This is a genomic window from Streptomyces sp. NPDC127068 (assembly GCF_042724695.1).
Taxonomy (GTDB): domain Bacteria; phylum Actinomycetota; class Actinomycetes; order Streptomycetales; family Streptomycetaceae; genus Streptomyces.
Genome location: NZ_JBHXEN010000019.1, coordinates 1 through 23505, shown reverse-complemented (window position 1 = coordinate 23505; position 23505 = coordinate 1). Strand labels below are relative to the sequence as shown.

Annotated in this window: 22 protein-coding genes and 1 pseudogene; 16 read left to right on the top strand and 7 right to left on the bottom strand. The window is 70.9% G+C overall.

Annotated elements, in window-relative coordinates; all coding sequences use genetic code 11:
* The first annotated feature begins 101 nt into the window (after positions 1-101).
* From ACFWIA_RS14290 to ACFWIA_RS14280, 3 genes are all read left to right on the top strand, one after another.
* Positions 102-674 (top strand): FABP family protein, encoded by a 573-nt coding sequence (locus ACFWIA_RS14290; RefSeq protein WP_385490107.1) that lies wholly within the window; start codon positions 102-104, stop codon positions 672-674.
* A gap of 143 nt (positions 675-817) precedes the next feature.
* A complete protein-coding gene (locus ACFWIA_RS14285; protein WP_387003912.1) occupies positions 818-1297 on the top strand; it encodes a Fur family transcriptional regulator in 480 nt (159 codons plus the stop codon).
* 34 nt (positions 1298-1331) lie between these two features.
* Positions 1332-2303 carry a YgfZ/GcvT domain-containing protein gene (locus ACFWIA_RS14280; protein WP_387003909.1) on the top strand — a complete coding sequence of 324 codons (972 nt, stop codon included), beginning with the start codon at positions 1332-1334 and terminating at the stop codon, positions 2301-2303.
* A gap of 39 nt (positions 2304-2342) precedes the next feature.
* On the opposite strand, the gene dtd is transcribed toward ACFWIA_RS14280, so the two are convergent.
* Positions 2343-2768, bottom strand: a complete 426-nt coding sequence (gene dtd, locus ACFWIA_RS14275) for a D-aminoacyl-tRNA deacylase (protein WP_387003906.1) — start codon at positions 2766-2768, stop codon at positions 2343-2345.
* A 183-nt stretch (positions 2769-2951) separates the two neighbouring features.
* Here dtd and ACFWIA_RS14270 point away from each other — a divergent pair, with 183 nt between their 5' ends.
* Positions 2952-3584, top strand: a complete 633-nt coding sequence (locus tag ACFWIA_RS14270; RefSeq protein WP_387003903.1) for an ABC transporter substrate-binding protein — start codon at positions 2952-2954, stop codon at positions 3582-3584.
* 61 nt (positions 3585-3645) lie between these two features.
* The gene (locus tag ACFWIA_RS14265; RefSeq protein WP_387003900.1) at positions 3646-4653 is read left to right on the top strand and encodes an asparaginase; all 1008 of its coding nucleotides are present in this window, start codon (positions 3646-3648) and stop codon (positions 4651-4653) included.
* 80 nt (positions 4654-4733) lie between these two features.
* On the opposite strand, the gene ACFWIA_RS14260 is transcribed toward ACFWIA_RS14265, so the two are convergent.
* Positions 4734-5732 carry an anion permease gene (locus tag ACFWIA_RS14260; RefSeq protein ID WP_385490124.1) on the bottom strand — a complete coding sequence of 333 codons (999 nt, stop codon included), beginning with the start codon at positions 5730-5732 and terminating at the stop codon, positions 4734-4736.
* Positions 5733-5737: 5 nt separating this feature from the next.
* Positions 5738-6358, bottom strand: a complete 621-nt coding sequence (locus ACFWIA_RS14255) for a DUF47 domain-containing protein (RefSeq protein ID WP_385490127.1) — start codon at positions 6356-6358, stop codon at positions 5738-5740.
* A gap of 218 nt (positions 6359-6576) precedes the next feature.
* On the opposite strand from ACFWIA_RS14255, the gene ACFWIA_RS14250 reads away from it, so the two are divergent.
* Positions 6577-6966, top strand: coding sequence for a metal-sensitive transcriptional regulator (locus ACFWIA_RS14250; RefSeq protein ID WP_385490130.1), 390 nt, complete (start codon positions 6577-6579; stop codon positions 6964-6966).
* Positions 6967-7044: 78 nt separating this feature from the next.
* On the opposite strand, the gene ACFWIA_RS14245 is transcribed toward ACFWIA_RS14250, so the two are convergent.
* Positions 7045-7248, bottom strand: a complete 204-nt coding sequence (locus ACFWIA_RS14245) for a hypothetical protein (protein ID WP_387003897.1) — start codon at positions 7246-7248, stop codon at positions 7045-7047.
* A gap of 166 nt (positions 7249-7414) precedes the next feature.
* On the bottom strand, positions 7415-8257 hold the full coding sequence (locus ACFWIA_RS14240) for a hypothetical protein (RefSeq protein WP_387003894.1): 843 nt from the start codon (positions 8255-8257) through the stop codon (positions 7415-7417).
* Positions 8258-8392: 135 nt separating this feature from the next.
* On the opposite strand from ACFWIA_RS14240, the gene ACFWIA_RS14235 reads away from it, so the two are divergent.
* Together ACFWIA_RS14235 and ACFWIA_RS14230 are read left to right on the top strand one after the other, a co-directional pair.
* Positions 8393-8572, top strand: a complete 180-nt coding sequence (locus tag ACFWIA_RS14235) for a hypothetical protein (RefSeq protein WP_387003892.1) — start codon at positions 8393-8395, stop codon at positions 8570-8572.
* Positions 8573-8714: 142 nt separating this feature from the next.
* Positions 8715-10301, top strand: a complete 1587-nt coding sequence (locus tag ACFWIA_RS14230) for an FAD-binding oxidoreductase (protein ID WP_387003889.1) — start codon at positions 8715-8717, stop codon at positions 10299-10301.
* 33 nt (positions 10302-10334) lie between these two features.
* On the opposite strand, the gene ACFWIA_RS14225 is transcribed toward ACFWIA_RS14230, so the two are convergent.
* Complete coding sequence (locus tag ACFWIA_RS14225; RefSeq protein ID WP_387003886.1) at positions 10335-11036, bottom strand: phosphatase PAP2 family protein; 702 nt, start codon at positions 11034-11036, stop codon at positions 10335-10337.
* Positions 11037-11431: 395 nt separating this feature from the next.
* Complete coding sequence (locus ACFWIA_RS14220) at positions 11432-12457, bottom strand: NlpC/P60 family protein (RefSeq protein WP_387003884.1); 1026 nt, start codon at positions 12455-12457, stop codon at positions 11432-11434.
* A 432-nt stretch (positions 12458-12889) separates the two neighbouring features.
* On the opposite strand from ACFWIA_RS14220, the gene ACFWIA_RS14215 reads away from it, so the two are divergent.
* From ACFWIA_RS14215 to ACFWIA_RS14180, 8 genes and pseudogenes are all read left to right on the top strand, one after another.
* Positions 12890-13198, top strand: a complete 309-nt coding sequence (locus tag ACFWIA_RS14215) for a hypothetical protein (RefSeq protein ID WP_385490204.1) — start codon at positions 12890-12892, stop codon at positions 13196-13198.
* A 335-nt stretch (positions 13199-13533) separates the two neighbouring features.
* Positions 13534-14406, top strand: a complete 873-nt coding sequence (locus ACFWIA_RS14210; RefSeq protein ID WP_387003881.1) for a hypothetical protein — start codon at positions 13534-13536, stop codon at positions 14404-14406.
* On the top strand, positions 14396-15826 hold the full coding sequence (locus ACFWIA_RS14205) for a hypothetical protein (protein ID WP_387003878.1): 1431 nt from the start codon (positions 14396-14398) through the stop codon (positions 15824-15826). The genes ACFWIA_RS14210 and ACFWIA_RS14205 overlap by 11 nt, the downstream gene beginning before the upstream one ends.
* Before the next feature lie 11 nt (positions 15827-15837).
* The gene (locus ACFWIA_RS14200; protein ID WP_387004167.1) at positions 15838-17391 is read left to right on the top strand and encodes an SCO6880 family protein; all 1554 of its coding nucleotides are present in this window, start codon (positions 15838-15840) and stop codon (positions 17389-17391) included.
* A 249-nt stretch (positions 17392-17640) separates the two neighbouring features.
* The gene (locus ACFWIA_RS14195) at positions 17641-19050 is read left to right on the top strand and encodes an ATP-binding protein (RefSeq protein ID WP_387003875.1); all 1410 of its coding nucleotides are present in this window, start codon (positions 17641-17643) and stop codon (positions 19048-19050) included.
* 139 nt (positions 19051-19189) lie between these two features.
* Positions 19190-20908 (top strand): type VI secretion protein, encoded by a 1719-nt coding sequence (locus ACFWIA_RS14190; protein WP_387003872.1) that lies wholly within the window; start codon positions 19190-19192, stop codon positions 20906-20908.
* A gap of 320 nt (positions 20909-21228) precedes the next feature.
* Entirely contained in the window at positions 21229-22644 is a 1416-nt protein-coding gene (locus tag ACFWIA_RS14185) for a sensor histidine kinase (protein ID WP_387003871.1), read from the top strand.
* Positions 22641-23310: pseudogene (locus tag ACFWIA_RS14180) on the top strand (response regulator). Before ACFWIA_RS14185 ends, ACFWIA_RS14180 begins: the two are co-directional and overlap by 4 nt.
* The last annotated feature ends 195 nt before the right edge of the window (positions 23311-23505 follow it).

The following is a 23505-nucleotide window of genomic DNA, read 5'->3' as shown; positions in this document are numbered from 1 at the left end:
CTTCTCGCGCTCGTCTGCGTCGGCGTCCTCGCCTTCACGGGGCTGGCTGTGAAGAAGCTGTACCAGGGCCAGCGCTGATCCCCACCTAGGAACCTCCGCTCATGATCGAGATCCCGTCCGACCTGCACAAGGACCTCGTCCCCCTCGCGTTCCTCCTCGGGAACTGGGCGGGCGCGGGCGTCACCGACTTCCCCGGGGCCGAAAAGGCCAACTTCGGACAGGAGGTCACCTTCAGCCACGACGGACGGGACTTCCTGGAGTACCGCTCCCACACCTGGATCCTCGACAACGACGGCAACAAGGTGAAGCCGCTGGAGTCCGAGGCCGGTTTCTGGCGCATCGACGCGGACCGCAAGGTCGAGGTGACCATGGTCCGTGACGACGGCGTCGTCGAGATCTGGTACGGCGAGCTGGCCGACAAGAAGCCGCAGATCGACCTGGTCACCGACGCGGTCGCGCGGACCGCGGCCTCCGGCCCCTACACCGGCGGCAAGCGCCTGTACGGCTACGTCAAGAGCGACCTGATGTGGGTCGGCGAGAAGCAGACGCCCGACGTCCCGCTGCGCCCGTACATGTCCGCCCACCTGAAGAAGGTCGTCAGCCCCGAGGACGTCGCCAACTGGGCGAAGGACCTCGGCGACCTCCCCGACGACGGCATCGCCTTCTTCAAGTAGCCCCGCCGGCCCCACGGCCCCCGGCGACCCTCGACGGCCCCGCGCAAGAACCTTCGCGCCGGGGCCGTCGCGTTTCCGCCAGCGTCCCGGGGGGATTGCGTCGGCCGGGCCCCGACGCGCCCCGCCCTGCCTACACTGGTCGCGTGGTGAGCACCGACTGGAAGGCCGACCTGCGGCGCCGCGGCTATCGACTGACGCCGCAGCGGCAGCTGGTGCTGGAGGCCGTCGACGCGCTGGAACACGCGACGCCCGACGACATCCTGTGCGAGGTGCGCAAGACGGCGTCCGGGATCAACATCTCCACCGTGTACCGCACCCTGGAGCTGCTGGAGGAACTGGGCCTGGTCAGCCACGCCCACCTCGGGCACGGGGCGCCGACCTACCACCTCGCCGCCCGTCACCACCACCTGCACCTGGTGTGCCGGGACTGCTCGGGCGTCATCGAAGCGGACGTGACCGTCGCCGACGAGTTCACCGCGAAGCTGCACGCCGCCTTCGACTTCGACACCGACATGAAGCACTTCGCGATCTTCGGACGGTGCGGGAGCTGCCGCACCGCACCCGAACCGGCGGCCGGACCCGAACCGGCGGCCGGCGAGGACCGGGACGCCACCGGGAAATAATCCCGGGCCGCAGCGGGTCGTACCCTGAGTGGATATGAAGAGCCCCTTGTTGTCGCTGCCCGGTGCCGTCTCCGCCGAAGGCGTGGACGAAGGCGTCGCGGGCCACTACGGCGACCTGTTCCGTGAACAGCGCGCCCTCGCCGACGGCACCGGCTTCGTGGACCTGTCGCACCGCGGGGTCCTCACCGTCACCGGCGACGACCGGTTGGCCTGGCTGCACCTGCTGCTCACCCAGCACGTCAGCGAACTGCCGCCCGGCCGCGCCACCGAGGCCCTGGTCCTGTCCGCCAACGGACACATCGAGCACGCCCTGTACCTCGTCGACGACGGCACGACGGTGTGGGTGCACGTCGAGCCGGGCACGCAGCAGGCGCTGATCGCGTACCTGGAGTCGATGAAGTTCTTCTACCGGGTGGAGGTCGCCGACCGCACGGACGAGTTCGCCGTCGTCCACCTGCCCGCCGGGTCCATCGCCCCCGTACCCGAGGACGTCGTCGTCCGGGAGACCGGCCACGGGCGGGACCTGTTCCTGCCGCGCGCCCGGTTGGCGGACCTCTCCGGCAGCGGCCCGTTCGGCCCGCCGGCGGGCGTCCTCGCGTACGAGGCGCTGCGGGTGGAGGGCCACCGGCCCCGGCTGGGCTTCGAGACGGACCACCGCACGATCCCGCACGAGCTGGGGTGGATCGGTTCCGCCGTGCACCTCCAGAAGGGCTGCTACCGGGGCCAGGAGACCGTCGCCCGGGTGCAGAACCTCGGCAAGCCGCCCCGCAGGCTGGTCTTCCTCCACCTCGACGGCAGCGAGGTGCACCTCCCGCCCCGCGGCACGGAGCTGCGGCGCGCCGCCGACGGCCCCGACGGACGCGCGATCGGGTTCGTCACCACCTCGGTCCGCCACCACGAACTGGGACCGATCGCCCTCGCGCTGATCAAGCGGAACGTCCCCGTGGACGCGGACCTCCTCGCGGACACCACCGCCGCGGCCCAGGAGACCGTCGTCGCCCCCTGAACACCCGAGACGCGCGAGACGGCCCGCCGCCGGAGGGGGTCAGACCTCCAGCAGTACGGTGAACGGGCCGTCGTTCGTCAGGGACACCCGCATCGACGCGCCGAACCGCCCCGTGGCGACCTTCGCCCCCAGCTCGCGCAGTCGGGCCACCACCTCGTCGACCAGCGGCTCGGCCACCTCGCCGGGGGCCGCCGCGTTCCAGGTGGGCCGCCGGCCCTTGCGGGCGTCCCCGTAGAGGGTGAACTGGCTGATCACCAGGAGCGGGGCGCCCGTGTCGGAGCAGGACCGCTCCCCGTCGAGGATGCGCAACGTCCACAGTTTGCGGGCCAGCCGCGCCGCCTGCTCGGGGGTGTCCCCGTGGGTCACCCCCACCAGGACGCACAGGCCCTCCCCGTCGATCTCGCCGACCGTCTCGCCCTCGACGACGACGTCCGCCCCGTCCACCCGCTGCACCACCGCTCGCATGCGCACCATCATGCCCGCACCCGCCGGTCGTGTGCCCCCACGCCCATCCGGGGGCACTCGCATGCTCCCGAACCCCCCATCCGGGGCCGATCGGGGGCACTCGGTCACATAGCGCCCACTCGGGGTGGCACGATGCTTCCCAGGCGGTAGGCCGCACCGGTCGAGGGGACGGTTAACGATCACATGAGCACACCGAGTACCGGGCGTCAGCAGCCCGTACCCGTGTCACTGACCCGGACGAGCCCGCGGACGAGAAGCACCGTGAAGGGCGGCACGCGAACGGGCGCGCGACCACCCGCACAGCGCACCGCCCAGACCCCGCTCTTCGAACGGCTGCCACAACCCGACCTGACCGCGCTGACCCTGCCCGAGCTGCGCGGGCTGCGCCGGGACGCCCAACGGGACGAGGCCGACCTCAGCTACGTACGGCGGCTGCTCCAGGGCCGCATCGACATCCTGTGCGCGGAGCTCGGCCGGCGCACCGCTCCGAAGGCGCCCGTCGTGGACCGGCTGTCCGAGATCCTCGCCGACCAGCCCGCCCGGCACCGCTCCTCCGCCCGGCACGTCACCCTCGGCACCCCGCACGGCGAGGAGTACCGGCGGCTCGCCGCGGAGATGCTCGGCGAGGTCGAGCTGTCCGACCTCGCCGCCCGCACCGACCAGGAGCTGCGGGACGCCCGGGGACGGCTCGTCCAGTACGAGCAGCAGGTGTCCGGACGACGACAGACCCTCCAGCGGACCACCGACGAGTGCAGCGCCGAGATCGCCCGCAGGTACCGTGAGGGCGAAGCACAAGTCGACGACCTGCTCGTCTGACCCCGTCGGCCCGGCGATCCCGGGCGGCTGGTCACGGGCCGTCTCCCGGAGGCCACCAGCCATGTCCGCCAGCCCCGCCCCCGTCCCCGGGCCGCCGGCCCCCCTCACCGGCCCGGAGCCACGGCCCGACGTACCGCCGGTGCTCGCCGAGGTGGTGCGGTCCGGCTTCGTGGAGGGGCGGCACCGGGGGCACCTGGTGGTGCTCGCCGCGGACGGCGGGGTGGAACGGGTGCTCGGGGACGCCGACGCACCCGTGTTCCCCCGGTCGACGAACAAGCCGATGCAGGCCGCCGCGATCCTGCGGGCGGGGGTCCCGCTCACCGGCCGGCGGCTCGCCCTGACCGCCGCGAGCCATTCAGGCGAATCGTTTCACCTGGAGTTGGTGCGGACCCTGCTCACCGAGTACGGGCTCACCGCGGACCAGCTCCAGTGCCCGCCCGACCTGCCCCTCGACGCGACGGAGGCGGAAGCGTACCTGGCGGCCGGCGGCACCCGGGACCGGGTCACCATGAACTGCTCGGGCAAGCACACGGCGATGCTGGCCGCCTGTCTGCGCAACGGCTGGCCGCTCGACTCCTACCTCGACCCCGACCACCCGCTCCAGCTCCTGGTGCGCGACACGGTCGAGGACGCCGCCGGGGAAACCGTCGCGGCGACGGGCACCGACGGGTGCGGGGCGCCGCTGTTCGCGCTGTCCCTGACCGGGCTCGCCCGGGCGTTCCGCTCCTTCGTGCGGGCGCCCGAGGGGGGGCCCGCACGGCCGGGGGCGGACGCCATGCGCAGCCACCCCGAGTACGTGGCGGGGACCCGGCGGGCCGACACCTGGCTGATGCGGGCGGTGCCGGGAACGCTGGCGAAGATGGGCGCCGAGGCGGTCCAGGCGGTGGCGCTGCCCGACGGACGCGCCCTCGCCTTCAAGATCGAGGACGGCGGCGGGCGGGCCCTGGGTCCCGTCCTGGCCCGGGTGCTGCACCAGCTGGACGTCCATGACGAGGTGGTGGACCGCATCGGCCGGGCGCCCCTCACCGGCGGCGCGGCCGAGGTGGGCGCGGTGCGCCCCGCGTTCTGACCCCTGATACTGGGCCCCCGGTACTGGGCCCCGGCGCCACCCACCGGCGCTGGGGCCCGGCCAATTCAGGTCAGGTCAGGTCAGCCGAAGCCGAGCTGGATGACCCAGAAGCTCAGCGCGGCGCTCAGCGCCGCCGCGGGCATGGTGATGAACCAGCCGAGGACGATGTTCTTGGCGACCCCCCAGCGCACCGCCTTCACCCGCTTCGTCGCCCCGACCCCCATGATCGCCGAGGTGATCACATGGGTCGTGGAGATCGGCGCGTGGAACAGGAACGCCGAGCCGAACATGATGGCCGCGCCGGTGGTCTCCGCCGCGAACCCCTGCGGCGGGTCCAGCTCGATGATCTTCCGCCCCAGGGTCCGCATGATCCGCCAACCGCCGGCGTAGGTGCCGAGCGACAGCATCACCGCACACGCGATCTTCACCCACACCGGGATCTCGTCGCCGGACGCCTGGACGTCGGCGATCACCAGGGCCATCACGACGATGCCCATCGTCTTCTGCGCGTCCTGGAGGCCGTGCCCGAGGGCCATGCCCGCCGCCGAGACGGTCTGCGCGATCCGGAAGTGGCGCTTCGCCTTGTGCGGGTTGGCCCGGCGGAACATCCACAGGATCGCGCACATCACCAGATAGCCCACCACCAGCCCGACCAGCGGCGACAGGAACATCGGGATGACGATCTTGTCGAACACCCCGGACCAGATGACGTCCGTGCCGCCCGCGAGCGCCGCGCCGACCATGCCGCCGAACAGGGCGTGCGAGGAGGACGAGGGCAGCCCGAGGTACCAGGTCACCAGGTTCCAGATGATCGCGCCGACCAGCGCGGCGAAGAGGATGCCCATCCCCTTGTTGCCGTGCGGCGTCTCGATCAGCCCCTCGCTGACCGTCTTGGCCACCCCGCTGCCAAGGAACGCACCGATCAGGTTCATCACCGCGGCCATCGCCAGCGCGGCCTTGGGCGTCAGCGCCCGGGTGGAAACGGAGGTGGCGATGGCGTTCGCGGAGTCGTGGAACCCGTTGGTGTACGTGAAGAACAGCGCGACCCCGATGGTCGCGACCAGCGCGAAGGTGTCCACGAAGGTCAGGACTCCTTGACGGCGATGGTCTCCACCGTGTTCGCCACGTGCTCGAAGGCGTCGGCGGCCTCTTCCAGCACATCGACGATCTGCTTCAACTTGAGCACCTCGATGGCGTCGTACTTGCCGTTGAAGAGGTGGGCGAGCAGCTTGCGGTGGATCTGGTCGGCCTGGTTCTCCAGCCGGTTGACCTCGATCCAGTACTCGGTGAGGTGCTCCATCGTGCGCAGGTGCGGCATCGCCTCGGCCGTCAACTCGGCCGCCCGCGCCAACACCTCGATCTGCTGCTCCACGCCCTTCGGCAGCTGCTCGACCTGGTAGAGGACGACCAGGTCGACGGCCTCCTCCATGAAGTCCATGATGTCGTCGAGGGAGGAAGCGAGGGAGTAGATGTCCTCACGGTCGAACGGCGTGATGAACGAGGAGTTCAACTGGTGGAAGATGGCGTGGGTGGCATCGTCGCCCGCGTGCTCGGCAGCGCGCATCCGTTCCGCGATCTCGGCCCGATCGGACGCGTCGGCCCCGAGCAGTTCCATCAGGAGCTTCGAGCCGGTGACGATGTTGTCCGCGGACGCGGCGAACATGTCGTAGAAGCTCGTCTCCCTGGGGGTCAGACGAAAACGCACGTGGGGTCCTCGGGATGCTGTGGTTTCGGTCAGGCTGATGCCAGGCGCATCATCCAGTCACGCTAACCGGCGTTCCACCAGTGTCGCTCATGGAACGCACCGGACGGCACCGGGTCCGTCCAACCGTCCCGTACCCGGAAAAGTTCGGTACCATATACCCACTAGGGGTATACAACCTTGAGGCTGCCGCTCCGCGCGGCGACAGTACGGAGGACGCCATGGCGAGCACCGACACCGACTCGACGACGACGGGCGCCTGCTGCTCCGGATCCAGCGCGGCGGCGACCGAGGGGACCACGGAGTTGATCACCGACCACGACCTGGGCATCCACGGCTACCACAAGCAGAAGGACGAGCACCTCAAGCGGCTGCGGCGGATCGAGGGGCAGGTCCGCGGCCTGCAGCGGATGGTGGACGAGGACACCTACTGCATCGACATACTCACCCAGGTGTCCGCCTCCACCAAGGCCCTCCAGTCGTTCGCCCTCCAGCTCCTGGAGGAGCACCTGCGGCACTGCGTCGCCGATGCGGCCCTCAAGGGCGGCTCGGAGATCGACGACAAGGTCGAGGAAGCGTCGAAGGCCATCGCCCGGCTGCTCCGCACCTGATCCGTACGGCGACCCCGACCGCGTACCGGTGCGGCTCGACACCGGTACGCGGTCGGGCGAACGCCGTACGCCGTGCGGTCACCCGGTCCGGCCGTCGGTCCTGCCGATGACCGGCCCCTCGTCCGCCGCACTGCGCACCCGCAGCACCTCGTCGATGAGGGCCGCACTCAACCGCTCCTCGTGCGACGCACTCGCAGCGATGATCAACTCGCCGCACAGCTCGATCTCAGCAAGAGCGACGTGGTCCTGCACTGCCGTTCCCCTGGACGGAGCCACACACATCACCTCTTCCTGGCCGCCACCGACTTCCTAGAGTAGGCAGCGACTACACACCGCGCATGGCACGGACGGACCATTTCCGCCCCGCCCTGACGACTACGCCCCTTCTGCGCCTGCCAGCGTCCTGCCGCGGCTCGCGCGCCGTGCACTCCGCGCGCGCGGCCCCGGTTCACGCCCCTTCCGCGATCTTTCCCGCGTAGATGTCCCCCGCGTCCGGCAGCCGTACGTCGACCGGTGCGCCGAACCCGAACAGCAGCGTCGTAGACGCGACGGCCACCGCGTCCGCGTGCCGCTCGTTCACGAAGCTGAACTGGTGCCGTACCTTCCGCACCCGCCCCTGTTCGTCGAGGTACACGTCGAACGGCACCTCACGGGTGGAGAAGCCCTTGGCCGCAGCGGCGAGGGCGCTCCTCGTCTCCCGGGACGCCACGGCCGCGGCCCGCGCGAGGTCCGCGGTCCCCCGGTAGTGCCGCACCGGTGTGCCCGCCACCCTGGTCTCCCCCACGTACCGCACCGCACGGGCCCCGCGCAGCAATTCGGCGGCGGCGAACGGATCGGTGACGCCACCGGTCACCAGGTTGCCGTCGGACACGGACGCGGTGTCGACCCGGACCCACTTGTCGGCGGGCACCCCGGCCCCCCGGTTCTTCATGTACAGCGCCCCGGGCGCCAACAGTTCGGTGATGGGGCGCTGACGAGGGCTTCCGGTGGGGTCCTGCGGCAGCACCACCCGCAAGCGACCGAGCCGCCGCGCGAAGTCGTACACGCCCTCGCCGCGGATGGTGACCCGCGTGCCGCCGGTCGCCATGTCCATCGCGGTGCGGGCCTTGGCGGTCCCCGCGCCCACCAGCCGGGCGGCGGCCCGGTGCACGGCGTCCACCGGATCGGCCGGGGGCAACTGTCCGGTGACGACCCCGGCCTCGGTGCACCCGGTGGTCCCAGCGAGCAGCCCCGTCACGGCGACGGCCGCGAGGACCGCGCCCGGGTTCCGCCTGTACTGCCGCACCACCATCGCCGACCCCCATGGCTGTCGAGAAGCTGTCGATACGAGTCAGGGCACCGTGCTGTGTCGTTCCGCCTAACGACGTGTCCCGGCGCCCGTCACGCTCGGGTTCGCATGGCGCCCCCGCGGCGCTACCGTGGAACCGTGGCGCACGAGTTGGATCTCACCGAACCCCCCACCGCCGCGGAACACCGCACCACCACCGTGGAGCAGGGCCGCTTCGTCAACGCGTCCTGTAGCTGCGGCTGGCGCGGCGCGGCCCGCCGTGCCCGGAGCAAGGCCCGTTCGGACGCCGAGGGACACCGGTCCGGCCCCCTGGGCTGAACCCGCCCGGGAACCGAACGGCACCGCCACGGCTCTACGGGGGTGACGGACGAACGGGCGTGGGGGCGGGCGGTCGCGCGCCGGACGGTCGGCGGGGCGACGCACACCGCGTGCCGCCGACCGGGCCCCGGGGGAGGCGGACATGGAACGGCGCGGCTTCATCGGCGCGGGCGCGGCGATCGCGGTGACGACCCTGGCGGGCTGCACGGGCGGTGGCGCCCGGGACGACGGAGCAGCGGTCGGCACCCGCACCTCCCCGGCACCGAGCACGGAGGCACCCGCCACGCTCGCCTCCGCCTCCCGCGCGGCGCCCACCAGGGTCCCCGCACGGTGGCGGGACCTGGCGCGAGACCTCGACGGAACGCTGGTGCGGCCCGGCGACCGCGTCTGGGAGACCGCCCGGGTCCTCTACAACACCCGTTTCGACGGGCTGCGCCCCGCCGCCGTCGCCTACGTGCGGCACGAACAGGACGTCCGCACCGTCCTCGCGTACGCCCGGGCCCGGCGGATGCGGGTGGCGATCCGCAACGGCGGCCACGCGTACACCGGCTGGTCCTCCGGCAACGGGCGACTGATCGTCGACGTGTCCGCGCTGTCCCGCATCCGCGCGGACGGCGCCGATGCCGTGGTGGGCGCGGGGGCCAAGCTCATCGACGTCTACCGGACGCTCGCCGCCCGGGGGGTGACCGTCCCGGCCGGCTCCTGTCCGACCGTCGGCATCAGCGGGCTCACCCTCGGCGGCGGCCACGGTGTGGTGTCCCGCGCCTACGGGCTGACCTGCGACCACCTCGTCGGGGCGCGGATCGTCACCGCCGACGGCAAGCAGCTGGTCGCGGACCGGGAACAGAACCGCGACCTGTTCTGGGCGCTGCGCGGCGCCGGCAACGGCAATTTCGGCGTCGTCACGGAACTCCGCTTCCGTACCCGTCCCGCACCCCGCGCCGTCTCGGGCCGGCTGACCTGGCCGTGGGCCCGGGCGGCGGCCGTCCTGAAGGCGTGGCAGGCGTGGGGACCCACACAGCCCGACGAGATCTGGTCCTCGCTGCACCTGACCCGCTCGCCGGGCGGCGCCCCGCGGGTGGCGGTCAACTGCTTCTCGCTCGGTACGTACGGCGAGCTCCAGAACGCGGTGGACCGGCTCGCCGACCGCATCGGCGCCTCGGCGAGCAGCGTCCGGTTGCGGCGCCTGTCGTACGCGGCGGCGATGGAGGTGTACGCGGGCTGCTCGGGCTTCGGCGAGGCGGCGCAGTGCCGACTGCCGGGGGAGGTCCCGGGGCGTTCCCCGCGGGGCGCGCTGAGCCGGGAGACCTATGCGGCCCGGTCCGACTTCTTCGACCAGTCCCTGTCCGAGGCGGGGGTGCGGGCCCTGCTCGGCCGGATCGAGGGGGTGCGCGGCGGGTCGGGGAGCGTGTCGCTGACCGCGCTCGGCGGGGCCGTGAACCGGGTCGCCCCGACCGCGACGGCCTTCGTGCACCGTCGCTCCCGGATGCTGGCCCAGTACCTGGTGTCCTGGACGGCGGGAACGGCGGGCACCGCGGCGTCGGGCTGGCTCGACGGGACGCACACCGCGATGCGGCGGCACGCCTCCGGTGCCGCCTACCAGAACTACACCGACGCCGCGCTGACCGACTGGCGCACCGCCTACTACGGGGCGGCGGCCGGACGACTGCGGGCGGTGAAGGCCACGTACGACCCGTCGGGCTTCTTCACCTTCCCGCAGTCCCTGTAGCGCCGCGGTCCCCGGTACGCCCCGGTGTGGACGTCAGGCCGCGAGGTCGCGTTCCTCGGAGCGGGAGCCGGGGGTGCCGAACGTTTCACGGGAAACATCGGTGGCCGAGCGGGGCACGATCAGCCAGGAGCCGTGCCGGGAGCGCCCGATCGCCCGGGTGAGCGGGGTGAGCAGCATCGCGGCGAGCGGGGCGAGCAGCAGGGCGACGGCCGTGCCGAGGGCGAATCCGCCGATGACGTCGGTGGGGTAGTGCACTCCCATGTAGATGCGGGACACCCCGGCGAAGAACGCCATCACGATGGCGATCAGCCCGTACTTGCGGTGGGCGATGAAGATGCCGACGGCCATGGCCATGGCGAGCGTGGAGTGGTCACTGACGAAGGAGTAGTCCGTCTTGCCCTCGATGAGGACTTCCAGGCCCTCGTGGTCGTTGAACGGTCTCGGTCGCTCCACGAAGCCGCGGATGGGGATGTTGACGATGACCGCGATGGCGGCGGCCAGGGGCACCCAGATGACGGCGGCGGCCGACTGCGCGGCCTCGTCCAGCGAACCCGCGCGGGCCCGCAGCTTCCACCAGGTCCACACCCCGAGCAGCACGAGGGCGAACATCAGTCCGTACTCGCCGACGTAGTGCATGACGTCGTCGAACCAGGTCGGGGCGTCCTTGGCCAGGCCATTGATCTCGTAGAGCAGGCTGACATCGGGGTTCGACCCGGAGTCTTCGAGTCCAGCCATGGTGCCGCGGCCCCTTCGTCATGCATCGCTACTGCGGACGCACCCGGCTGTGCGCCTCACCGACCAACCCCCGTTGATCCTCGTGTCACGTCGAACGGTCACCGCCGGTTCGTCCGGCGTCTGCCCGTCCCTCGGTCCCGGCCGGGGCGGTCTCCCGCTCTGATGGCCGAGACGGCCCCGGGGGCCACGTACACGAGGAACGCACAACCCCCGGGGACGCGTTCCGCTCTCAACCGAAAGATCACTGAGACGTTACCCAAGAGAGATTCGTCATCGCAGCTCAGGGACGGGCGCCGGAGGGAGATTCCAGCCACTCGATGCGTGCGGATCTTCATCATCACACGCCTCCTCAGCCCTCCGACACGCTGCCCCGCCCCTGGTCACGACGGGTCTCCTCAGGTCGACGGCGTTCGCGTCGGCAACGCTTCCGCGCCGTCCTGGGTCACCCGGGTCGCCCCGAAATAGTCCGGTGTATCGATCGGGGTGAACCGGATCACGGCACCCGTCCTCGGCGCGTCGATCATGTACCCGCCTCCCACGTAGATCCCCACGTGCCGGATGGCCCGCGAGTTGGTGAGGTCGTCCGAGAAGAAGACCAGATCCCCGGGGAGCAGTTCGTCCCGCGAGGGGTGCGGCCCGGCGTTGTACTGGTCGTTGGCGACCCGGGGCAGTTCGATGTCCACACTCCGGTACGCGGCCTGCGTCAGCCCCGAGCAGTCGAAGCGACCGCCCTGCGCGGCCGTGCCCGTACCGCCCCACAGGTAGTCCGTACCGAGCTTCCCCTGGGCGTAGTGGATCGCCCCCGCCGCCTGCCGCGAGGGCTCCACCCGGCCGACCGGCCGCGCGAAGCTCTCCTGGAGACTGGTGATGATCTTCACGTAGTTCTGGGTCTCGCGGTACGGGGGGACCCCGCCGTACTTGATCACGGCGTACGGGCCCGCGTTGTACGCGGCGAGCATGTTCTTCGTCGGGTCGCCCGGCACGTCCTTCACGTACGTGGCGAGCGCACAGTCGTACGAGGCCGCCGACGGGATCGCGTCCTTCGGGTCCCAGACGTCCCGGTCCCCGTCCCCGTCCCCGTCGACACCGTGCGTCGCCCAGGTGCCGGGGATGAACTGGGCGATGCCCTGCGCCGCCGCGGGGCTCTGCGCCCTCGGATTGAAGCCCGACTCCTGGTACAGCTGGGCGGCGAGCAGAGCGGGGTTGATCGCGGCGCACAGGTTGCCCCACTTCTCCACCAGCGGCTGGTACGCGGCCGGAACCGCGCCCTTCGCCAGCCCGACCCCCTGGCCACCACCACCGCCCGCGAGGTTCCCCGCGGCCAGGAACGTGGCGACGACCAGCAGCAACACGAACCCGATCCCACCGCTGACGACGGCACCGGCGACGATCCAGGCCCCACGCGCCCTACGCACCGTCAACCCCTCCTCAGCGCCAGCGAGTCCGCCGCCCGCAAGTGTAGGCCCGGCACCACGGCCCGACAGGAGCGCAACGAGGGGGTGCCGACCGCTCCGATGCGCCCTTGCACGCACCATGAGGGCCGCCCGGCGCACACCCGCAACAGGTGCAGGGCACGCCACGGAGGGGAAAAGGGTCTAACGACCCAACAGATGTGAGGTTGCGCAAGGCCATCATTGCCCGGCGTGACGCCGCATGATACACAGAGTGATCAAACGGTCCCTTGTATGCCGTTTCACGCCCCCGCGTGAGCCGGTGAACAATAATTTGTACGAAACCCGCCGACCAAAGACGCCAAGTCGACATGCTGAGGCGGATTCGTCAGCGAGAATGAGCGTGACCTCTGCACCCTCGCAGGGGGTTCAGGAACTACCCATACAGGGGCGGTGAGTTACATGTTTAGGGCAGCCGACAAGGGCGACATCACCACCATCATCGGCGGGATCGCCCCGGACTGGGGTCCCTTCGGGAGCCTGGGCAACGAGGCACGGGTGATGATCCAGGTGGTGATGGCAGCGGCCATCCTGCTGTGTCTGGGCATCGCGATCTGGGGCGCGGCCAAGCAGCGCATCGGCGCCACGGCACTGCGCGACACCTTCAGCGCGGAGCAGGGCAAGGGACTCATCGTCGCGGGCCTCACCGGTGTCTTCATCATCGGATCACTCGGCACGGTCTTCACCATCGTGTACGGAATGGCCGTCTGACCGTGTGACCCCGCCACCGCACCCCCGTCGCCGCGCCCTGCGACCCGCACCCACCGGTGGGACGCACGCGGGGGCACGCCCCGGCCGCCCCCGCCCACCCGTCCGCCGCTGAGATTGCGTCCCCTGATGCCACGTCACCACACCGCGTCCCCGCGAACACCAGCACGACCCCGTGCACACCCCGGCGACACACCCGGGCACGGGGGCGCCGGACCGCGCGAACGCACCGGACACGGAACCGGTCGGTACGGGGACGCCTCACGCGGTACGGACATCCGTACCCGCACCGCGACCGGTGACGGCGACCGGCACGACACGGAGGGGACCCACCCGCGATGAGTCCGGACGAGGGGGCCTACGGCGACCCCGGCCGCGGCGACGGCCACGCCGATCCGTACGGGAGGCCCGGGCCCGGCGGCAGCGGCCAGACCCGGACCCGACTGCCCGACTACGCCGACGACCGCCCGGGCGGGCCCCGCAGACCCGCCCGCTCCTCGTCCCGCGGCCTCGTCACCGTCGTCGGGATCGTCGTCCTCCTCATCGCCGCGATCGCCTTCGCCAACCGGGGCGGTGACGAACCGTCGACGGCCCGCCCCGACACCGAACGGCCCAAGGCCGACTCCACCGCGGCGAGCGGCACCCGACCCGTCGACGGCCAGCAGGGCGGCATCGCCACCGGGTTCGCCCGCGATGCGCAGGGGGCGCAGTCGGCCGCCGCGAACTACGCGGTCGCCCTCGGCTCGGCGGACATGTTCGACAAACCACTCCGCGACGCCATCATCACAGCCACCCACGTGCCCAATGCCGCTGCCGAACGGCGGGCCGACCTGGACGAGGCGTACGGCGCACGAGACTTCCTGGAGCGCATCGGCCTGGGCCCCGACGGCAGCACACCGGACGGGCAGACCTTCGTCTCCCGGACCATTCCCGTCGGCACCAAGGTCGAGAAGTCGAACGCCGACGCCGCGACCGTCGCGGTATGGCACACCTCCCTGTTCGGGCTCGCGGGCGAGACCTCCAAGAACCCCGTCACCGAGAGCTGGTACACCACCACGTACACCTTGCGGTGGACCGACGGCGACTGGAAGGTCTCCGACTTCGACCAGCAGGACGGGCCCGTACCCACCGGGCGTGACCAGAGAGCGTCCACCGCCGACGACCTGGCGAAGGCAGTCGAAGAGTACGGAGGGTTCACGTATGCCCGATAGGCAAGCGCCCAGCAGCGAACGCTCCCGCACACCCGCAACCGACGCCCTCCGTCCTCCGGGCCGACGCCACCGCGCGCTCACGCTCACCGCCGCCGTCACCACCGTCCAGGCGACACTCGTCCTCCTCGCCACCCGGGCAACCGCAGAGCCAACCCCCTCGCCCAGTGGGAGCTCATCGCCGAGCGCCACGCCCAGCCCCTCCGCGAGCAACGATCCGTGCGACCTCATCCGCGGCCCCGCCAAGGACTACTGCGAGGACGGTGACCGGGACGAAGGCGGCGGGAGCGGTTCCTCCGACAACCCCGCGGACACCCTCGGCGACGCCCTCGACCCCCTGAACGCCCTGGCCAAGGGCTGCGCCGACGCCGCCGCCTGGACCGTGAACAAACTGTCCGAGGCCGTCAAGGAAACCGCCGAAGTCGACTACACCAACCCCACCTTCCTCAAGCAGTACGCCGTCGTCTTCGCCGCCTCCACCATCCTCACCCTGCTGCTGTGGCTGCTCGCCGTCGCCAAACGAGCCGTCCGAGGCGTACCGATGGGAACCGCACTGTCCGAAGCGGTCGGGTTCCTGTGGCTGACCGTCATCGCCTCCGCCTTCACCCCGCTGATCCTCTACACCGTCGTCTCCGCCACCGACGGAGTCACCGACGTCCTCGCCAAGGCCACCGGCGGCCAGACCGACGTGTTCTTCGGCTCGTTCTCCGAAGCCCTCACCAAGGGCGACGACATCGGCGGCGGACCGATCATGCTGATCGTGGTCTCCCTCGTCTCGGTCCTCGCCGCCGGCGTCCTCTGGCTCGAACTCGTCATCCGCGCCGCCCTCCTCTACGTCGGCGCACTCCTCGGCACCGTCGTCTACGCCGGACTCGTCGACAAGAACCTGTGGGGCCACGTACGCCGCTGGGCCGGCATCATGATCGCCGTCATCCTGGTGAAACCCGTCATCGTGATCGTCCTCGGCCTCGCCGGCGCCCTCTCCAGCTCCGACGACGGACCCGACGCGTTCTCCGCCGTCGTCTCCGGACTCGCGATCATCCTGCTCGCCATCTTCGCCAGCGCCATGATCTACCGCTTCGTCCCCGGCTTCGGCGACGAGATCGCGAACTCCCGCAACAACCGCATCCAACACGGCGCCGAAAGCCGCGCCGCCGCCGTCATCAGCTCCCCCGCCGCCCTCGTCTCCCAGGGCATCAAGACCCACAGCACCCGCGCCGACCACGGCGGCGGCGGAGCACCCCCCCGCCCCAGCAACCCGGTCAGCGGAGGCGTCGCCGCCCACAGCAGCCGCGGCCAGGGCGGACAGAGCGGGCAGGGCGGTGGCGGAACCTCCGCACCCGCACCCCGCTCCAGCCCCATGAACAGCCCGCACGCCAGCACCAACCGCAACACCAACCGCACGGGAGGTGAAGGACGTTGACGACCGAATCGCTGTCCCACGCGTCCCACCCGGCCGCAGCCCGCCGGACCTATCTCATCGGCCGCGCCCGGCCCAACGCCGTCGTCGGCCGCAACCGCGAGACCGGCGAGATCGCCCTCATCATCGCCGGGGCGTTCATCGGCATGATGAGCGGACTCCTCGTCCCCGTGCTGTCCCTACGGATCGTGCTGCTCCTCGGCTTCCCCCTGCTCGCGCTCGCCGCCGTCTACGTCCCCTACAAACGGCGCACCTTCTACAAGTGGTTCGAGATCAACCGCAGCTTCAAACGGCAACTCAAGCGGGGCACCACCTACCGCTCCGCAGCCCCCGAAGCCGGCATCAGCGTCGACGGCCACGAAGTCGAAATCGGGCCGCCGCCCGGCATCGGCCGCATCGCCTGGCTCTCCGCACCCTTCGGACCCGACGAGATCGCCGTCCTCCTCCACGCCGACCGCAAGACCATCACCGCCGCCATCGAAATCGAAGGCCCCGGCGTCGGCCTGCGCGACTCCGAGGACCAAGAAGCCCTCGTCGACCGCTTCGGCACCCTCCTCAAACACGTGGCCAACGGCGACGGCTTCGTCACCCGCATCCAGATGCTCGCCCGCACCCTGCCCGCCGACCCCGACGCGCACGCCAAGGACGTCGCCCAGCGCGGCGACACCCACGCCCCCGGCTGGCTCCAGGACTCCTACGAGCAACTCCAGTCCATGGTGTCCACCAGCAGCGAACAGCACCGCGCCTACCTCGTCGCCTGCATGCACCACAGCCGGGAACTCGCCGCCGAAGCCAACGCCATGGCCCGCGCCGCCCGCGCCCAGACCGGCCGCCGCAAACTCGACCGCGACGCCGGACTCGCCGTCGTCATGGCCCGCGAACTCACCGACATCTGCTCCCGCCTCCAGGAAGCCGACATCCGGCTGCGCCAACCCCTGGGGCAGAGCCGCCTCGCCTCCCTCGTGCACTCCATGTACGACCCGGACCACCCCATCGACCACATCCAGGCCATGACCAAGCGCAACGCCTGGCCCGCCGAACTCGACGCCGTCGAACCCACCTTCCTCCAGGCCAAGACCCGCGAGTCCAGCACCCGCGCCCCCTGGTGCCACGCCACCGCCTGGGTGAAGGAGTGGCCGATGACCCCCGTCGGCGTGAACTTCCTCGCCCCGCTCCTCGTGCACACCCCCGACGTCATCCGCACGGTCGCCGTCACCATGGACCTCGAACCCACCGAGATCGCCATCGAACGGATGCTCACCGAGAAGACCAACGACGAGGCCGACGCCAGCCGCGCCGCCAAGATGAACCGCACCGTCGACCCCCGGGACATCGCCGCCCACTCCCGACTCGACCAACGCGGCGAGGACCTCGCCTCCGGCGCCGCCGGCGTCAACCTCGTCGGCTACATCACCGTGTCCGCCCGCTCCCCCGAGGCCCTCGCCCGCGACAAGCGCACCATCCGCGCCTCCGCCGGCAAGTCCTACCTCAAGCTGGAGTGGTGCGACCGCGAACACCACCGCGCCTTCGTCAACACCCTGCCGTTCGCCACCGGCATCCGCAAATAGCCGAACCACCCGGCCGGGACCACCGCGGACCCGGCCCCACCGCACGGCCCTGCACCCCACGGAGGGCACGCACCACGGGAACGACCAGGCCATGCACGTGGACCGGGTCCAGGAAACGAACCAGACCCCAGCGAACATGAACCAGGTCAGTGAACACGCGAACCAGGCCAGCGAACGTGAACCGGACCCACCGATGATGAGCGATGAGCGGGGACAGGGTGATGTGTGTGGACGGGAGCTGATGAACTGATGCGGGACCCGCTGTCCATCCTTACGGACGCGTTCACGGCCTTCCTCTTCGGGAAGGTGGAAACGACCCGACTGCCCGTGCGCACCTCCACGGGCCAGGCCCAGGCCGTCTACCTGCCGACCGCCGCACCCGGCCTCGGCGACTCCGGGGTGATCATCGGCCGCGAGGTGTACTCCGGCAAGGGCTACATCTACGACCCCTTCCAGCTGTACGGGCAGCAGCTCCCGGCCCCCCACTGGCTGGTGCTCGGCGAGTCCGGCAACGGCAAGTCCGCCCTGGAGAAGACCTACGTCCTGCGGCAGCTCCGGTTCCGGGACCGACAGGTCGTCGTCCTCGACGCCCAGGGCGAGGACGGCGTCGGCGAATGGAACCTCGTCGCACAGGAACTGGGCATAACGCCCATCCGGCTCGACCCGACGGCCGCCCTCGACATGGGCATCCGCCTCAACCCGCTCGACCCGTCGATCACCACCACCGGACAGCTCGCCCTGCTGCGCACCATCATCGAGGTCGCCATGGGACACGGGCTCGACGAACGGTCCGGCTTCGCCCTCAAGGTCGCCCACGCCTACGTCAACGAAACGATCCTGGACCGGCAGCCGGTACTCACCGACATCGTGGAACAGCTCCGCCACCCCGAACCGGAGTCCGCGCAGGCCATGAACGTCGCCATCGACGACGTCCGCGCCTGGGGCCTCGATGTCGCCCTCGTCCTGGACCGCCTGGTCGACGGTGACCTGCGCGGCATGTTCGACGGCCCGACCACCGTCGGCATCGACCTGGACGCCCCGCTGATCGTCTTCGACCTCTCCCACATCGACCGCAACTCGATCGCCATGCCCATCCTCATGGCCATCGTGGGCGTCTGGCTGGAACACACCTGGATCCGCCCCGACCGCAAGAAACGCATCTTCCTGGTCGAAGAAGCCTGGCACATCATCAACAGCCCCTTCGTCGCCCAGCTGTTCCAGCGGCTGCTGAAGTTCGGCCGCCGCCTCGGCCTCTCGTTCATCGCCGTCGTCCACCACCTGTCCGACGTCGTCGACGGCGCCGCAGCGAAGGAAGCCGCGGCCATCCTGAAGATGGCCTCCACCCGGACCATCTACGCCCAGAAGGCCGACGAGGCCCGGGCCACCGGCCGGGTACTGGGCCTGCCCCGCTGGGCCGTCGAGATCATCCCGACCCTCACCCCGGGCATCGCCGTCTGGGACGTCAACGGCAACGTCCAGGTCGTCAAACACCTGGTCACCGAGGCCGAACGCCCCCTCGTCTTCACCGACCGCGCCATGACCGAATCCTCCGCGACCCGCGACGAGGCCCTGCACGCCGCGGAACTCGAAGCGGAACACCGCGCCGCGGCCTTCGTGGAACAACAGTGGGGCGACCCGTCCGAATCGACCGTCGCATGACCCGCACACCGGCCCGCACCCCGGCAGCAGTGGTGGTGCAGCGGCGCACCTGCCGGGATACGCGGGTGAGCACGGAGGCGACTGGGGACAGTGACACAGGTACGAGCGGAGGAGCGATGCGGAACCGGACGGTGTCCTGATGCCCGGGCATGACCGCAGCAGGTACGGAACCCCGTACGACGACGGCGACCGCGGGCAGGGCGGTCGCGGCGTGCCCGACTCCCTCCTCGTGGGCGGCCTCGCCGCTCTCCTCGGCGCAACGCTGCTCATCTGGTCCTCCACCGGACTCGCCGGCCGACTGGCACACGGCTCCTGGCCCACCGCGATCACCTTCGACAACACCCCCGCCGCGCTACGCCACTTGATCACCAACCCCCAGGACGTGACCGGGGCCTGGCCCGCCACCCCCGCCGAGCAACTCTCCGGCCACGAGCTGTTCTGGACCCTGTTCGCCGTTCAGACCGCCCTACTCGTCGTCGCCGGATTCCTCGTGATGGGACTGGTCGCGCGCCTGCGCACCGGCCTCACCCGGGCCGAACGCGCCCACGCCCGCAAGGTCGCCCGCCACCGCGGCCCCCACGCCCGCTACGCGGACGAGTACGACGAACCCCGGCAGTACGGAGACGACGGCGCTCCCGGGGACCGGAACGGGACGCGGTACGCGGGGGAGGTGGGGGAGCGGCATGGTTTGGAGAAGCCGCTCCGGGGGGCTCCCCCCACCCCCGCCCCCCGTCCCCGCCCCTCTCATGCCGCCGATACCCCGCTCAGCGAGCTATCGGAATCCCGGCAGGTGCAAGCCCAAGCGCTGGTCGCCGCCGAAGCCGATGCGCCGAGCCGGGCGCACCGCACGCCGTCCACGAGCGGCGCCGTGCCACCCACCGGGCCAGCCGGCCCCGGTCCCGGTGCCCCCGTCCACACCTCCCTACCAGCCGCACGCGGACCCGTTTTCCTGGGGCCCCCGCGGGACCGCCACCCCGTGGCCGCCCAGGCAGTACGGGACGCGGAAGGTCCCGTGCTCGTCATCACCTCCGCTCCTGCCCTGTGGGAAGACACCAAGGACGCCCGTGCCAAGCTGGGCCCGGTCCTCCTCTACGACCCCCTTCACCTCTGTGACACCCCGGCCCGCCTGCACTGGTCACCGATCAGCGGCTGCGAGGACCGGGAGACGGCAGCACAGCGGGCCAGGGCACTGCTAGCTCCGACGAGGCCCACCGCGAAGCTGGACGCGGCGGTGGCCGATACCGCCGAGACCCTGATGCGCTGCTTCCTCCACGCCGCCGCGGTCGACGGACGCCAGTTCCGTCACGTCCACCGGTGGGCACAGGGAAATCAGGTCCAGGAAGCGGTTCGCGCCCTGCGCACCAACCCCAAGGCCGCGTCCGGCAGCGCGGGCGAACTGGAAGCGGCGCTCACCGCTCACCCGGAACGCAGGGACATGGCACAGGAGCTGACGGCACGTACGCTCTCCTCCCTCTTCACCGTGAACGTCCGTGAGGCGTGCACACCCAACAGAACTGATGCGCTCGCACTGGATTCCTTCGTGTCCGAAGGGGGCACGATCTATCTGGTGGGCGAGGCGATCGAAGATCCCAAGCTCCGCCCCGGAGCCATGCCCCTCCTCACGGCTCTGGCCTCAAGCGTGGTCGAGCACGGCCGGCGCATGGCCGAACGGTCATCCTCCGGTCGGCTCGACCCACCACTCGCCCTCGTCCTCGACGATGTGGCGGCGGTCGCGCCCATCCCCCAGCTGCCCTCCCTGCTCGCCGCGGGGAAAGAGCGGGGGCTGCCGACACTGGCGCTGCTCCGTTCCCGTGAGCAGGCCCGGGCACGTTGGCCCGAGGACGAACTTCCCGCCTGATCTGCCGCTCCAACTGCCACACACCCACGCGCTTCACCGCCAGCCGCATCAGCACCAGCACCAGCACCAGCCACTTCGTCGTCGCCGTCGTCATCGGGGCCCCTTCTCCTGGACTGGTTCGCTCCGGTGCACCGTCGTGAACGGTTCACTCGGAACCCTCGGGCTCGTACCCGGGCAGGAGAAGAGGACCATGGTGGAGGGGCAGGGGACATCACACTGGCGTAGCGAATCCCTCTCATACCCCGGTACGGGGTCAGGGGGAGATGTTCCACGACCGTGGTGTGATGTGCGACGAGCCCGCCCCGTACGACGATGTTCAGGTGCGCACGACAAGAACGTACGACACCGTCGACACCGCTCGACCACCCCGTCCGCGGGCCCACGGCACGCCGGTGCCCGGGGCGCCGGAGGCTGGTCCGACGCACCCAACGGCCGCCGCGGGCAAGCCGGTCCACACCCAGTTCATCCACAGGGTGCAGCAGGCCGGCCGCTCCATCGACCTGCGCCGGCCGTTCCTCTGGGACGGGTTGGTGACGGGTGCTTGGGTGTGCGCCGCCCTCACTGACTACCTCAGCGGCGGCTGGAGCACGGTGGCCCTGGAACCCCAGCAGCCCGGTTGGCTGATGCTGTTCCTCACCTTCGGATTCACGGTGCCGCTGTTCTGGCGCCGGACCCACCCCTTCACCGTTCTGATGTGCATGACGGTGGTGTCCTTCGCCAACTCCCTCTCGGGGGCGTTCTTCCAGGCAGCCTTCCTGCAACTCCTCGCCCTCTTCCACATCGCGCTCCGGCTGCCCTTCCGCATGTTGTGGTGGTCCTTCGCCCTGCTGTCAGCACCGCTGGTCACCGAAGCCCTCCGCTTCTCCCAAGTGAGCTGGTCCCAGTCGGTCGCCCAACCGCTGTGGGCGGGCGTCATGGCCGCTCTCCTGGGAACAGTCGTACGCAGTCGCCGCGAACACACCGATGCCCTGGTGGAACGGGCCCGCAGACTGGAGATCGAGCGGGACCAGCAAGCACGTCTGGCCGCCGCCGCGGAGCGCACACGCATCGCACGCGAGATGCACGACATCATCGGCCACAACCTGTCCGTGATCACCGGGCTGGCCGACGGCGGAGCCTATGCATCGAAGAAGTCGCCGGCACGGGCCGGAGAAGCACTCCAAGCAATCGCGAGCACCAGCCGACAGGCACTGTCGGAGCTTCGGCGGTTGCTCGACGTGCTGCGTGAGGACCAGCCGGCCGCGGCCAGTCCCGAGCTGTCCCCACAGCCCGCCCTGGCGGACCTCGAAGGTCTCATAGAACGCGTACGCAGCGCAGGACTGCCGGTCAGCACCACCGTTCACGGCACCTCGCACTCCGTCCCGCCCGGCCTCCAACTCACCGTGTACCGGCTGGTCCAGGAGGCGCTCACCAACACCATGAAGCACGCGGGCCCCGGCGCCGCGGCCGAGGTGCGGGTCCGGTACGAGACCGGACTCGTCAGCATCACCGTCACGGACACCGGCGGCACCCCCGGCAGCGGCCCGTCGCCCCGTACCGAGCCGTCCGCCCGGCCGCCCAGCCCATCCGGTCCGCCCGGTCCGCCGTCCTCCGGTCGGGGGCTGACGGGCATGCGTGAGCGGACCGCCCTGTACCAGGGGACACTTGACGCCGGTCCTGTCACCGACGACCAGGGCCGCTCCATCGGTTGGCGGGTCCACGCCCTGCTGCCCCTGCCCAAGGAAGCCGTGACGTGACCTCCGTTCTGATCGCCGACGACCAGCCCTTGCAGCGACTCGGCTTCCGCATGCTGCTGGAGAGCCAGGACGACATCACGGTCGTGGGCGAGGCCGCCAACGGAACCGAGGCCGTCCGCCTCACCGAGCGCCTCAGCCCCGATGTCGTTCTGATGGACATCCGCATGCCCGGCCTCGACGGAATCGGCGCCACTCGCCACATCGTCGCCGCCGGCGCACACACCCGGGTCCTGATCCTCACGACGTTCGATCTGGACGAGTAACGCGTACGCGGGGCTGCGGGCGGGAGCCAGTGGATTCCTCGTCAAGGACGCCCTCCCCGAAGAGCTGCTCTCCGGCATCCGCGCCGTGGCTACAGGGGACGCGGTGGTCGCACCGAGCCTGACCCGGCGGCTCCTCGACGCGTACGTGCAGCACCTCCCCTCCGAGGCCGAGCAGGGAGACGACGGGGTCGACGAGCGCATCGCTTCGCTCAGCGAACGGGAGTTGGAGATCCTGACCGTCATCGGCAGAGGCTGGACGAACCCGGAGATAGCCGCGCGGCTGCATCTGGCCGAGTCCACGGTGAAGTCCCACGTGGGCCGCGTGCTCGCGAAGACCGGGGCCAGGGACCGCATCCAGGCCGTGATCCTAGCCTACGACACCAAGCTGGTGCAGCCCTCCTGACCGCAGCGGGCATGGATCAGCGACCGTCGCGCGGTTGCTGGTCCTCATCTCCCCACGTTCGCCGCCCCGGTAAGAGGGCAACAAAAAAGGAGTGGTTCCCAGGCCCTAGGGCCTGGGAACCGCGGCCGGAGATGAACAGTTAAGTGGGGGGCGGGGGCTGAACCCCCCTCCTCCCCCCGCCCACACCCCCCCCGC